The organism is uncultured Deefgea sp. (assembly GCF_947072475.1).
Classification (GTDB): domain Bacteria; phylum Pseudomonadota; class Gammaproteobacteria; order Burkholderiales; family Chitinibacteraceae; genus Deefgea.
Map to the genome: position 1 here is coordinate 15,501 of NZ_CAMTIA010000039.1, position 12,827 is coordinate 28,327.

Consider the following 12,827-nt stretch of genomic DNA (forward strand, 5'->3'; position numbering starts at 1 on the left):
AAGGATTTAAAATGAACTTCAAAAAAACCGTTGTAAACTGGCCTCTTGATAGCAATGTTATACGCCGCAATTCGCTAAATAACACATTCGGTAATGTTCGCAAGAATCGTGACGGCTCGCCTCGCGTTCATCAGGGCTGGGACTTTACAGCTAAAGTAGGTACTGCGTGCTACGCAATCGCAGATGGCCGTGTGGTTGAAAAGTACGTGTCGAAAGACTATGGTAACGTTCTAGTTATTTCGATTGGCGAAACAGGGCACTTCGCTGCTTACGCACACTTGGCTGATTTCAATGTCGATCTGGGTGATTCTGTTGAACTGGGCCAGTGCGTAGCTCACTCAGGTGAATCAGGTAACGCAAAAGGTATGGCAGTTGCAGACCAACATCTGCATTTTGAAATTCGTACTACTTCGCGGCCTGGGAAGGGTTTAAGCGGTCGCATTTCTCCACTAGGTGTATTCGGAGAATGCCCATTACGTGTGGCTGTCGCTCGCCATGATGTTTAAACATAAAAAATCTCCAGTAATAACCTTGGACTGTTTGGGCGGCACTGAAATCTGTGTCGCTCGAAACCGAAAAGAGATTAAATATCTTATTGACCATAATTACACTGGCGAAGTACACGCACACCGAATGGAAATCGCAATGAACGCTCGCGGTTGCTATATCGGTACTGTAATTGATGGCGTTGTGTATTTTGCAGTCGGGTTTAATGAAGATTTTGATTTCACCACAGTCATCCACGAAGCGAGTCATCTTGTAGACATGGTGTTCGAGCAGCGGGGTATTCCTTTTGGCACAGAAAGCACGGAGATTCGTGCGTACACGTTACAATATATCTGCCAAGAGTTGTTTAAAATAATGGGAGTTAAGTATGGACTTTGATTGGAAGGATTTGCGCAACACGGTTGCTAAAAGCGCACCAGTTTTGGGTAGTTTAATTGGCGGTCCAGCTGGGGGTGCTATCGGCGGTTTAATCGCGCTAGGTTTGGGCGTTGACGCGACACCAGATGCGGTTGCAAAAGAGCTAGCGGCGAATCCCGAAGCGGCGATTAAGCTTGCTCAAATTGAAAAAGAGCGCACAGTGGAACTACAGCAGCTTCTCGTTACATCTGCTCAAAATGAACTGCTTGCCGACACTGCTCGCCAACATTCTGTGAACGAAACAATGCGAGCTGAAGCGGCGTCTGATAATTGGCCAACATATTCTTGGCGGCCATTTGTTGGTTTTATCTTCGGTTTGACGTTTTTTGGTGTCTACGTTATTTTGCCTATTGCGCGAGTGCCTGTTCCAGTCGTACCTGTTGAAGCTTGGATGGCAATTGGCGCTATTCTAGGTGTTGCATCTTGGTACCGAGGTAAAATGCAGTCGGACCCGCGCATTCACACGGACAATCGAGGATAATTATTGCCTTCGCCCACTTCGTGTGTTATTGTTCAGTAAATAATGATGTGTTAGGTGGGCTTAATGCAATACCCTGTTTCCCAACCCGTATTAACCGCCGAGGAAGTTGATTTCTTAAATCGCTTCGTTGACGCTTACCTTGTCCGCTACGATGCAATTAGCGCAGGCATTGCGGCTGGTTTGGATTCCGAGTCTGCGGCGGATTACGTCTACAAAATCCTAAAAACGCCGTATGTTGTAAATCGAATTCGTGAACTCGAAGACGCCAAGCTTGACGAACTTTCGACGACGGAATTAGAAGAACTGCTCCGCCGTCGGGTTCTAACAGGATTGGTTCGAGAAGCACACTATCACGGGGCTGATTCAACACACGGTGCCCGTGTATCTGCATTGTCAAAGTTGGCCTCTCTAACCGGTATGGATAAGCCTCTTAAAACCGAGAATGTAACCGAACATCGAGGTGGTGTTATGATGGTTCCGGCAATGACTGATCCAGCCACATGGAGTGCTAATGCTCAAGCTCAACAAGCATCACTGGTGACACACGGTGCTAATTCAAATTGAACGTCCGAAGGTAGCGCCAAACGGTCAGAAAATTATCTGGCAACCTCTGGCTGGCTCGCAGGCTCTCGCGCTGTGTTGCCCCGCGCAACAAATTTTATATGACGGAAGCCGAGGACCAGGAAAAACCGACGCGCAGTTAATGTTCTTTCGAAAGAACGTAGGTCGCGGGTACGGTCGCTTTTGGCGCGGGGCGATCTTTGATCGTGCCTATAAAAACTTAGATGACTTGGTTTCTAAATCGCAACGTTGGTTTCCCCAGTTTGGTGACGGCGCTCGTTTCCTAAGCGCGAAGTCTGATTACAAGTGGGTTTGGCCTGGTGGCGAGGAATTACTTTTCCGCGTTGTTAAAGATGAAAGTGACTATTGGGATTACCACGGTCAGGAATTTCCTTTTATCGGTTGGAATGAGTTAACTAAGTACCCTAGCGATGCGGCGTATGAGGCGATGACTTCATGTAATCGTTCTTCGTTCCGACCTGAAGATTATCCAATCGAAAACCGAGACGGCTCTATCGAGCTATTGCCCGATATTCCGTTGACGGTGTTCTCAACGACCAATCCTTATGGCTCTGGACACTCTTGGGTTAAAGAGAAGTTTATCGACGTATCACCGCCTGGCGTAATCCTCTCGACGGAGAAAATGGTTTTCAACCCGAAAACACAAATGCGAGAGCCTGTAATTAAAACACAGGTTCGGATTTTCGGTTCGTATAAAGAAAATATTTACCTTGCACCCGAGTATATCGCGGAGCTTGAAAGCATTACTGACCCGAACAAGCGTGGTGCATGGCTTGAAGGTCGCTGGGATATTACTTCGGGCGGTATGTTCGATGATCTTTGGCGTGACGCGCTTAACATTGTTCCGCGATTTGAGATTCCGCACACTTGGCGTATTGATCGTTCTTTCGACTATGGTTCGTCTCGCCCGTTTAGTGTAGGTTGGTGGGCTGAGTCGGACGGATCTGATGTTGTCCTAGCAAACGGGCAAAGGGTTCGTACGGTACGAGGCGATCTATTCCGTATAAATGAGTGGTACGGATGCTCGGGTAAAGCCAATGAAGGCTTGCGAATGCTCGCGACCGAGATAGCTCAAGGTATTGTGGCCCGTGAGATTAGCTTCGGTATTCATAACCGAGTTGTGCCTGGGCCGGCCGATAATTCGATTTACGATCTTATGAACGGCAATAGTATCGCCGCGGATATGGAAAAACCTGTCGTGATCGAAGGTCGCCGCTATCGAGGTGTTCAATGGGCACGCTCCGACAAATCCGCGGGTTCTCGAAAACACGGTTGGGAGTCTATGCGCAAGTTGATTAAACAAGCGCAACCGCAGGTAGACGCAACTGGGAATTATATTCCACGCGAAACGCCTGGTTTATTTGTGATGGAAAATTGTGTACAATTCAAGAAGTTAGTTCCATCGTTACCTCGCGATGAAAAAGACCCCGATGACGTGGATACCGAAGCTGAAGACCACATGGGTGACGAAGTTCGCTATCGAGTATTGGCACATGCAACTGGGGCACGCTCCAATAAAACAAAAGGACATCACTAATGTCAGCTTACCAACATCCGTTGTACACAAAATTGCTTCCGTTTTGGAAAAAGCATCGCGACTGTTTCGCTGGCGAAGAAACTGTAAAAGCTGCCGCGACCGAATACCTTCCGGCGACTCAAAGTATGATTGAGGATGGCATCGCAAACGCGTCGGACGATGGTGCAAAATTTTACGCTTCGTATAATAAACGTGCGGTATTTCCTGAGTATGTATCTGATGCGGTAAGTTCGTACTTGGGTATGATGCACCGGAATCCGCCTACTGTTCAATTACCTGCTGAGTTGGAATACTTGCGCGAATCAGCCACAGTTTCGGGCGACTCAGTTAACGATCTGCTAATGCTTCTGAATGAGCAGCAGCTTATTATGGGTCGCGTTGTCATCCTGCTCGACGTAAAAGTAGTTGACGGCAAGCCTGTATTCTACATTGCTGTGTATTTTGGCGAGAGCGCAATTAACTGGGATAGCTCAGATCAGGGAAACTTGGAGTTAACTATTCTCGATGAATCTGGTCCAGTTCGCGAAGGCTTCAATTGGGTCGATAAAAAGCAATATCGTGTTCTCCAATTGCAAAATGGTGTGTACACACAATACGTCACCGAAGATTTAACCGACGCGCAGTTAGGCACTCCGGTACTTGTTCAAGGCAAGCCGCTAGAAAGTATGGTTCCTTTGGTGTATATTAACACCAAAGATAATAACCCTACGCCTGAGATTGGTCCAATGGAGCCTTTGTGTAACGAGTGTTTGGCTATCTATCGCGGTGAGGCTGACTATCGCCAATCTCTGTTTATGCAAGGGCAAGATACCTTAGTTACCGTCGGTGGGGTGCGAAATGCGCTAAATACTGAGGGTGATAGCTCTGAGCTGCGAACAGGTATTGGCTCACGTATTGATCTTGACATTGGCGGTGACGCGAAATACATCGGCGTCAATTCTTCAGGGCTTTCGGAGCAACGTGAGGCATTGAAGAATGATCGTACAAGGGCGGAGAAACGTGCAGGGCGCTTGATTAGTGATGATGTAGGGGTAAATACATCAGGTGAGTCTTTACGCGTGCGTATCACAGCACAAAGCGCAACATTGAAGGGTATCGCAATGACTGCATCGTCAGCAGTGCAATACCTGTTCCGCGAAGCTGCAAAATGGATTGGGGTAGACCCGCTTGCCGTAATTATTACGCCAAACCAAGAGTTTATCGACGTATCTGTTGATATTGCGGCGCTTGCTCCGTTTATGAATTCTGTTAAAGAAGGCGGATTGCCATTAAGTCTTGAGACAATTCACAAGTATTTGAAGGCTCGTGGCATGACGGACTTGACTTTTGATGACGAATTAGCTAAGATTCAACAAGAACCCAAGCTGGGCTTGGTTCCTGTAGTTAAACCCGCCAGCGGTAATGGTACCGCAACCCAAGGAGAATAAGCGATGGCGCTTAAAATGGTAGTTCCTAATTTGGATGATGTTGATAGCAATTTGCACGCTTTGTATAAAGAAGTCGGTGGCGAATTTGTTTTGGAAGTTGAAGACGCAAAACCAATTGCTGAATTCAACAAGGTGCATGTAGCTCTTACTAAAGAGCGAAATGACCACAAGGCAACAAAAACCCAATTGCTAGCATTCGATGGTTTCAAACCAAATGAAGTAAAGGCAAGCCTTGACCGCTTGGCTGAATTGGAATTAACTGAAGGCAAGGTTGACGATACCAAGATCAACACTTTGGTTGAAACTCGTATCAAGTCAAAACTTGTTCCTTTGGAGCGCCAAGTAACTGACCTGTCGCAGCAGTTGCAGGACGCAAACGGTAAGATTGAAACCTACGCCAAGAAAGAAGTGCGTTCACGCATTGATGCCGAAGTCGTTAAAGCTGCAAAAGCTGCCGGTGTTCAAACTTATGCGATTGATGACGCGTTATTGTTGGGCAGCACGATTTTCCGCTTGGATGAAACTGGTTCAGTGACAGTCGGTGAGAACTCTAGCTTCACTGAAGGTTTGGCACCGAAAGACTGGATCGCTGAAGTTCAGAAGACCCGCCCACATTGGTTCGGTGAAACTCAAGGCGGAGGCTCTCGCGGTAGCAAGGGTACGGGCTCTGGCGCCAACCCGTTTATGAAAGACAGTTGGAATATTACTGAACAGGGTAAGATTGTGGCCAGTGACCCTATCCGCGCTGATAAACTCGCAAAAGCAGCGGGTGTTAGTGTGGGTGATACCGAGCCTGTTCGCTGAAATTAATTTAGTGGAAAAACTTGCGTTCGGCAGGTTTTTCTGCTAAAGTAATTTTTATCGAAGCCATGTGGTTTCACTCTAACGTCATCATGCGGTGACATAATAACTCACTCGGAGGCCAACATGGCTAAAACCACAGTATCCGATATTATCGTACCGCAGCTTTTCGCTCCGTACGCTCAAAATATCACCAAAAAACTTTCTCGCTTGATCCAAACTGGCACGCTTGTTGCTGATAACGAGCTGTCGGCGTATCTTGGCGGTGGCGGTTTGACTTTCAACAAGCCTTTCTTTAAAGACTTGGATTCCAGCGATGCCGCCCAAGAGAACGTATCTCTTGACGGTGGTCCAGATTCGACTCCTGACAAAATTGGTACTTTCCAAGAAACACAAGTTCGCTTGTCTCGTAACAAGTCTTGGTCTGCAACTGACTTGTCGCAAGCGTTGGCTGGTCCAGACCCTATGGACGCAATCGGTAGCCGTGTAGGTAACTACTGGGCTAAACGTTTGCAATCAGCACTTTTGGCCACTGCGACTGGCGTTTGGGCTTCTAATAAGGCGGCGACTGGCGTAGCGGGTATGGTTGAAGGCGATATGACCTACAGTGCTATCCCTGGAACAGGTGGTTATGTTAAAGACGTTACTGACTTTAACCTTAACAACTTTGTGAATGCGATTGCCACAATGGGCGATGCTTCCGACGACGTTACTGCGGTTATGATGCACTCAGTGGTTTACCATAGTCTGTTGAAGAAAAACCAGATTACAGTTATCCCTGCTTCGCAAACTTCTCCGAAAATTTCGTTCTATATGGGCCGCGAAGTCATCGTTGATGACCAAATGCCGAACTACATGGTCAGCACGAACCGCGTGTTTGAAAGCTGGATCATGGCTCGCGGCGCATTCCGTTTCGGTCAAGGCTCGCCTAAAACGCCGGTTGAAGTTGAACGTAACGCGAAGGCGAATAACGGTGGTGGTGAAGAAGTTCTTTACAACCGCGTTGAATGGATTCTACATCCGCTAGGGCATTCATACATCGGTGTTGCCCCAATGGGCGGTCCGTCAAATGCGCTTACTGCAAACAATTTGGGTAATGCTGCATCGTGGGCGCGTGTGTTCCCAGAGCGCAAACAAGTTCCAATGGTTCGTTTGATGACTGTTGAATTTTAATTTGTGATAAGGGGCGGCTTCGGCCGCTCTTGGAGAATACTATGTCTGCAAAAATCACACCTGCGCCGATTAATGCGTTTGCTGCCGCCGCTGCTATCCAGCCTGCTGAGATTACGCCTATTGTAGAAATCGAAGCGGTTGCCAACGTTGACGAAACTGCGGTTGAAGTTTCAATGGACTCAGTCGACCAAGTTCTTGACGATGTTCAAGAACACCAACCTGCTGTTGTAAAAGATTTTGTTCTTGGGCAACTACCTGAAGATTTGGAAACTGAAATCAGCGAAGTAGCTCGGGCAATTTTTGATACGAATGCCTGTATGAAGGCTGACCATGAAACTCTTGCTCACTTGCAAGGGGTTGAAACTTGGTTGCTGGAAGAAAAGTCTCGCCGTGATGCGGGTCAGAGTACTGCGGTTATGGCGTATTTAGCCGCGCAATCAGCGAGTCAATAATGGCAATTACACTGATCGTCGAAGACGGAACTGGCGTTGAAAACGCAAACTCCTACGTTGGAGTTGCTACTTTACGCGCTTTTTCCGAGCAATACGGCGAAGATATGTCGATATTGACCGACGATCAGTGTGCTGGTTATTTATTGAAGGCGATGCTTGAGATTGAACCGAAAGATTACAAAGGCACTAAGTCATATATCGAGCGTGCATTAATGTGGCCGCGATATGGTTTTACCGTCCGCAACTTTGCAATTTTTGCAAACAAAGTGCCTGACAGCATCATTCGGGCACAATGTTTTGGCTCAATCGCGATTTGGAAGTTAGGCATTTCTGCCGACACTGGCCCAATAGCTACGTATGGTGCAATCAAATCGGAGGTTGTCGGTGATTTGAAAACGGAGTATTATGATCCGAATTCAGACGCCGCGGCCACAACAGTTAACCTAACTGTTTGGCAACAGCGGTCTGTCAATTTATTGGCGCCGTTTGTTCGCAAACCTTCGGCTATACGATGACCTATGGAATCAATATCGGTGGATTGGAATCTCTTGATCTGAAACAATTTATTGAAAACTACAATAAGTTGCCCGATCAAAAGTCAGTTACCATCGGCGTACATAAAGATGAAGATGCGCGATCTGATGGTGCAACAAATTCACTTCTTTTGGCTGTGCATGAATTCGGAAACGCTAAAATCCCCGCTCGACGGCCTTTGCGTATTTCGATGACACAGCCTGCGTTTCGTGAGGCCGCGGCCAAGATAGGTACTGCTGTAACTCCCAAAGAGCAGGCGGGTGCTTTGCGGGAAATGGGGCAGGTTGGCGTTCGTGCGGTTCGTAATGTTATTGACCGCGGTCTCACACCCAAAATTCTTGATACAACGACTCGGAAGAATAAATCTTCGGATCGAGGTATCGCACTAAAAGACACTGAGCAGTTATACAAATCATTGAAATACGAGGTGCAATCGTGAGCATTCCGCGCCCAGCAATGATGCTGTTAACTAACCCGAAATACATAGAAACCAAAACAGTTAAGTTCCGAACGGAATCTCGGGACGCTACTGGTGCAGGTGTTGATGTATATACACAGCGCCAAGTTAGTATGTCTTGGCAGCCTGTTAAAGAGAACATTGATTCTTCTTACGGTGACGCATCTGGTGAACGACGCCGTGAGCGATTCAAGTTTTATTCATTGGAGAATATCGACTCCGGTGATTTGATTTTACATAATGGAATTTGGTATCGCGTGTCTCGTCCAAATGACTACCGGCAGCATGGATACTCAGCAGGTGAGGCAACGTCCCAAGTCGGAGCTTCAACTGTAAACGACCCAGCGGGGTTTGTCGTAACATGATTACAACGGTCGCTGATTTTAATTTGGCAGATTTTCGAAAGTTGATTTCGGAAACCCTGGGATTGCCAATAGCTCTAGTTGTGCCTGAGAATGAGGCGCATAGTGTGGCCAATACGGCGTTTATTACAGTGGGTGTCGCATTCAGCGAAAATTTATCGTACGGTTCACAATCTTGGGATCCAGTAACTGAAATTATTCGGTATAATACTGATTGGTTGTTGACAATTGATGTTAACGCTTACGGTAAAAATAGTGAATCGCTATTACGGAAACTTTGCGCATGCCTTAACCAAGTCTCTGCAACCAAGTTGGCTTTGCGTAAATTAAAACTCGGCTTCGTTTCACATTCGACAATTCGCGACCTTTCCGCAATGGCTCTACCTACTTGGGAAGAACGCGCACAAGTTTCATTCCAAATATCCTACAGCCACATTATCCAAACTGAACAGCGGCGTATCGACATTGTTCGATTGGCGATACACGATGAATTCGAGCGTGTTGACATATTGCTTTAAGAGTTGCACTTGTGGGTAAATTGTTATAATATGCAGATATAGCCATAGGGATTGAATTAAATCCCATACCTTTGTGGAGAACAATATGGGAAAGTCAATTTCAAGTATTATCCGAGTTTCGTTATTCGGTGCACCTAAAGCGGAATCTCAAGAAGGCTTAAAAGATACCGTAATTTTAACGTCGGAGTTTAAGACTGTCAAAGATAAGCCTGACACGGATCTAGCACTTGGCTACTGGAAGGCGACTTCTTACGAGCAAGTCGCTGAAAAGTTCGGTAGTGAGTCTAAAACAGCAAAAGCCGCGCAAGCCTTTTTCTCAGCACCTACTCACCAGCCTTACGTTATTATCTCAGGCTATGACGTTACCAAGAAAGTCCTTGCCAATTTTACAGAAATGATTGCTTTGTACAAAAATTGGTATCACGCCTGTATCGCAGACGACCTAGCGTTTTTTGATATGACTCCAGCTGGGCCGAAATTGTTTGAAGCGGCTTCGGCAATTGAAGCAATGGAGTATCGCGTTCTTTCAGTTCGAACAGCCGATGGCGTTAAAGCTATTTCGCAGGTGTCAGCGGAAAATCCTTTCAAGCAAATGAAAGACGCGCTTATCACCAAAGTTGTTCCGTTTGTCCATACGCTGAATGAGATGGTTGACATTTCAGCAATGGCTAATATGCTTTCGGTTAATTTTGAAGGCTATAAAACGACCAAAACAATGATGTACAAAACCTGCCCAGGTTTATTGCCTGACACAGGTGTAAACGAAACCAATAGCTCGCTATTTAACGATCTAGGCATTAATTATTACACGACGTTCGGATCAAGCCCGATGCTTGCTGAAGGCCGCACACCTAGCGGTCGTTATTTTGATGAAATTCACTTTCTTGATTGGCTTGTTGATGCGGTTCAGAAAAATATTTTTAATTCGCAATACCAGAACCCGACTAAGCCTGCATTAACGGATGAAGGCGTTACAGTCTTGCTTAACCGAATTAACGAAGTAGCCGAAAAAGGCGTTCGTAATGGCGGTGCTGCACCTGGGGTATGGCGTATTGACGGTTTCGGTATGTTGCGTCGAGGTGATTATTTGCCCAAAGGGTATTACTCTTGGGCAGACCCAGTTGCTTTGTTGAGCGATACGGAAGTGGACGAACGTAAAGCGCCGCTAATGTACTTGGCGATTAAATCAGCAGGCGCGATCCACAAATCTGAAACAATTATTGCGTTCTCACGCTAACAGGTGACCCATGTCTATTTTTGACCCAAAACAAGTTGTTCTATTGTTAAATGACTACCAAATCACCTGCTTCGGCGATAAAGGTACTCCTATCCAGTTTACCCCAGGCGCTCCAGCAGGTGCTTGGACAATGGGGCTGGATGGTCGAGGCACTTTTGTTACTGACCCAGATAAGTCGGGAACGCTCGTAATCCAGCTTCATCAGCATTGCGAGGATAACCGTTGGTTGAGCCAACAGAAGTCATTGCAAGAAAACTCGATCAAATCATTTGTGCCATTCCGACTCATGATTCGCGATTTATTAAATGAAGATTTAATTGAAGCGTCCAAAGGTTATTTTACCGATTTACCACCTTACGCACGGGGCGGCTCGGCTCAAATGACACCTTGGACAATTGTTTTTGAATCACACACTTCCCGCTTAGAAAGCGGTTTCGGTAACTAACTCGGAGACACCCGCAATGTCTACAGGCATCACCCCAGATTTTGTACAAGAAATTGATGGCATTAAATACACTCACACGTTGGGTAACGCAATCCAATCTTGGAATGCGTTTAAACAAGCAGCAGGTGCATTGAAGAACGCCAATCCAGATGCAGACCTTATCGCTATTGTGGCTGGCGCACTAGGCGATCCGTGTGTTAAAACCGCCGAAGATTTAGTTTGGGCGAACGTTATTGTAACAATGCCCGACGGAGCTTCTTTTAAACTTAAAGATCAGCTCCAGACGCATTTCAACTCTCGCCGCAAACATTTGGTGCGTGTATTTGCCCAAGGCGTTCGCTTTCAGTACGAGGATTTCTTCGACGGGAGCGTGCTTGGGGGGGTGTAGGCGCAAGCGAAACTAGCGACGATCTTACAGATTGGTTTGTATTTGCTCCAATACAAGCCAAATACTGTACAAAGCATGAGCTAGCGACAGTCTACACCATTTTAGATTTGGTTGACTTTAACAACGCATTAGTCGAGGCCAACCAACACCAGGTTCGTTCCCTTCCAAAAGCGCCATCTGCGGGGTAATAATGGCACAGGATTTAAACTTAAAAGCCGGTATTATTGTAACCGCGGATACACGGCCTGCCAAAGCTGCGCTGGATAAGTTCACTAGCCACATTGACGCTTACCAGCGCAAACGCTTGGCTGATGAAAAGAAACTAAAGGCTGATACTGAGTCTCGCTATCGGATGATTGCTAAACATGAGCAACGCCAAAAGGACTTGTTCTATAAAGATCAGCAACGCCGAGAAAAGTTACAACAGACTCAAAAGCAAGCCGAGGATGCTCGCCGCCGCTCTCAAATCCAAGCGGATAACAATCAGTGGCGGAAAAACCACGAGCAGCAGCTTAAATTAAACCGAGCTAAGAAAGACGCAGCCGATGCGGAATTTTTGCGGGAATCTCGCGGCCTGTATCGGCTTCACAAACAACGTCAGGCGCAAGCTCGGCAACTAGAATCTTCGCAAGCAGCAGCACAGAAACGCACGCTACGCGACGTTTTGCAGCGACGTACAGCAGAGGCACGCGAGGCACGAAAAAGCGCTGCAGAAGATCGCAGGCTAGGCGTTGCGCACTATCGCGCAATCGAGCATGATCGCCTTCGTTCCATGCGTCAATCGCGAGCTGTTGAGGCAGCCCAAACGCGATATAATCGCGCAAGAACGCGTTTTGGCGGTATGTCATTGTCGCTCGGTGCGCATTCAGCCGGAGCAGGCGGTACATTCTCAGCAATGACAGGATTAACGGCCGCAGCCTTTGGCGCAATAAGCCCTTTGGCTGGATTAGCTGCAATAATTATTGGACTAGGAATTGCCGCAGGTGCGGCGGCAGTTAAGTTCAGTGACGCGGTAGCGAAATGGGAAGAACTCAAAATTAAAGCCGGTGTTGCATCCCGCAATGACACCGACAAGCGAGGTTACAGCGGCGTTAGATCAGACACAGTTTCAACGGGTTTAAAATATGGTCTTAGCATCCGAGATTTGCAAGAAGGTGTAACTGCGTCAAAAATCAAGGGTATTGATCTAAACTCCGAGCAGCTTGCCGCAATTCAAATTCGTGCGCAGATGGAAGATCGTACATTGCGGTCGGCGATGGAGGCAATTGAAGACGCCACAACAGGCATGTTTGTTCGGTTGAAAGAATACGGTATTAAAGGTAAGGCAAACAAAAGCACAGGTGAATACACATTCCGAAACGTAACAACGGGCGAAGTCGCGAAGGTAAACAACAAAGACTCCGACAAGATGCGCGAGATACTTGTGGCCATGATGGAGAAGGCTGCAAAACCTTTCTTGGAAGCTCGAAAGGGGTCTTTGGCTGCGTCAATGATGAACGTACAAAACGC

17 protein-coding genes are annotated in these 12,827 nt (G+C 46.9%); all 17 read left to right on the forward strand.

Going from position 1 to position 12,827, the window contains the following annotated elements:
• The first annotated feature begins 11 nt into the window (after nucleotides 1-11).
• Nucleotides 12-506, forward strand: a complete 495-nt coding sequence (locus Q0V82_RS12020; protein WP_297576039.1) for a M23 family metallopeptidase — start codon at nucleotides 12-14, stop codon at nucleotides 504-506.
• The gene (locus tag Q0V82_RS12025; protein ID WP_297576041.1) at nucleotides 496-885 is read left to right on the forward strand and encodes a hypothetical protein; all 390 of its coding nucleotides are present in this window, start codon (nucleotides 496-498) and stop codon (nucleotides 883-885) included. The genes Q0V82_RS12020 and Q0V82_RS12025 overlap by 11 nt, the downstream gene beginning before the upstream one ends.
• Complete coding sequence (locus Q0V82_RS12030; protein ID WP_297576043.1) at nucleotides 875-1,405, forward strand: 3TM-type holin; 531 nt, start codon at nucleotides 875-877, stop codon at nucleotides 1,403-1,405. The genes Q0V82_RS12025 and Q0V82_RS12030 overlap by 11 nt, the downstream gene beginning before the upstream one ends.
• 63 nt (nucleotides 1,406-1,468) lie before the next feature.
• On the forward strand, nucleotides 1,469-1,969 hold the full coding sequence (locus Q0V82_RS12035; protein ID WP_297576045.1) for a terminase small subunit: 501 nt from the start codon (nucleotides 1,469-1,471) through the stop codon (nucleotides 1,967-1,969).
• The gene (locus Q0V82_RS12040) at nucleotides 1,953-3,524 is read left to right on the forward strand and encodes a hypothetical protein (RefSeq protein ID WP_297576047.1); all 1,572 of its coding nucleotides are present in this window, start codon (nucleotides 1,953-1,955) and stop codon (nucleotides 3,522-3,524) included. Before Q0V82_RS12035 ends, Q0V82_RS12040 begins: the two co-directional genes overlap by 17 nt.
• Nucleotides 3,524-4,951: a DUF4055 domain-containing protein gene (locus Q0V82_RS12045; protein ID WP_297576049.1), complete on the forward strand. Its 1,428-nt coding sequence runs from the start codon at nucleotides 3,524-3,526 to the stop codon at nucleotides 4,949-4,951. Before Q0V82_RS12040 ends, Q0V82_RS12045 begins: the two co-directional genes overlap by 1 nt.
• A 3-nt stretch (nucleotides 4,952-4,954) precedes the next feature.
• On the forward strand, nucleotides 4,955-5,755 hold the full coding sequence (locus tag Q0V82_RS12050; RefSeq protein ID WP_297576051.1) for a hypothetical protein: 801 nt from the start codon (nucleotides 4,955-4,957) through the stop codon (nucleotides 5,753-5,755).
• Between the two features lie 123 nt (nucleotides 5,756-5,878).
• Nucleotides 5,879-6,925, forward strand: a complete 1,047-nt coding sequence (locus Q0V82_RS12055; protein ID WP_297576054.1) for a major capsid protein — start codon at nucleotides 5,879-5,881, stop codon at nucleotides 6,923-6,925.
• Between the two features lie 41 nt (nucleotides 6,926-6,966).
• The gene (locus Q0V82_RS12060; protein ID WP_297576056.1) at nucleotides 6,967-7,377 is read left to right on the forward strand and encodes a hypothetical protein; all 411 of its coding nucleotides are present in this window, start codon (nucleotides 6,967-6,969) and stop codon (nucleotides 7,375-7,377) included.
• Nucleotides 7,377-7,892 carry a DnaT-like ssDNA-binding protein gene (locus Q0V82_RS12065; protein ID WP_297576058.1) on the forward strand — a complete coding sequence of 172 codons (516 nt, stop codon included), beginning with the start codon at nucleotides 7,377-7,379 and terminating at the stop codon, nucleotides 7,890-7,892. Before Q0V82_RS12060 ends, Q0V82_RS12065 begins: the two co-directional genes overlap by 1 nt.
• Nucleotides 7,889-8,350: a hypothetical protein gene (locus Q0V82_RS12070; protein WP_297576060.1), complete on the forward strand. Its 462-nt coding sequence runs from the start codon at nucleotides 7,889-7,891 to the stop codon at nucleotides 8,348-8,350. Before Q0V82_RS12065 ends, Q0V82_RS12070 begins: the two co-directional genes overlap by 4 nt.
• On the forward strand, nucleotides 8,347-8,733 hold the full coding sequence (locus Q0V82_RS12075; RefSeq protein ID WP_297576062.1) for a hypothetical protein: 387 nt from the start codon (nucleotides 8,347-8,349) through the stop codon (nucleotides 8,731-8,733). Before Q0V82_RS12070 ends, Q0V82_RS12075 begins: the two co-directional genes overlap by 4 nt.
• On the forward strand, nucleotides 8,730-9,248 hold the full coding sequence (locus Q0V82_RS12080) for an LIC_12616 family protein (RefSeq protein WP_297576064.1): 519 nt from the start codon (nucleotides 8,730-8,732) through the stop codon (nucleotides 9,246-9,248). The genes Q0V82_RS12075 and Q0V82_RS12080 overlap by 4 nt, the downstream gene beginning before the upstream one ends.
• 85 nt (nucleotides 9,249-9,333) lie before the next feature.
• The gene (locus tag Q0V82_RS12085; RefSeq protein ID WP_297576066.1) at nucleotides 9,334-10,485 is read left to right on the forward strand and encodes a DUF3383 family protein; all 1,152 of its coding nucleotides are present in this window, start codon (nucleotides 9,334-9,336) and stop codon (nucleotides 10,483-10,485) included.
• A gap of 10 nt (nucleotides 10,486-10,495) precedes the next feature.
• The gene (locus Q0V82_RS12090; RefSeq protein ID WP_297576068.1) at nucleotides 10,496-10,930 is read left to right on the forward strand and encodes a hypothetical protein; all 435 of its coding nucleotides are present in this window, start codon (nucleotides 10,496-10,498) and stop codon (nucleotides 10,928-10,930) included.
• 16 nt (nucleotides 10,931-10,946) lie between these two features.
• Nucleotides 10,947-11,318, forward strand: a complete 372-nt coding sequence (locus tag Q0V82_RS12095) for a phage tail assembly chaperone (RefSeq protein ID WP_297576070.1) — start codon at nucleotides 10,947-10,949, stop codon at nucleotides 11,316-11,318.
• A 190-nt stretch (nucleotides 11,319-11,508) separates the two neighbouring features.
• Nucleotides 11,509-12,827 (forward strand): hypothetical protein (locus tag Q0V82_RS12100; RefSeq protein ID WP_297576072.1); only part of this gene is annotated, 1,319 nt, incomplete at its 3' end.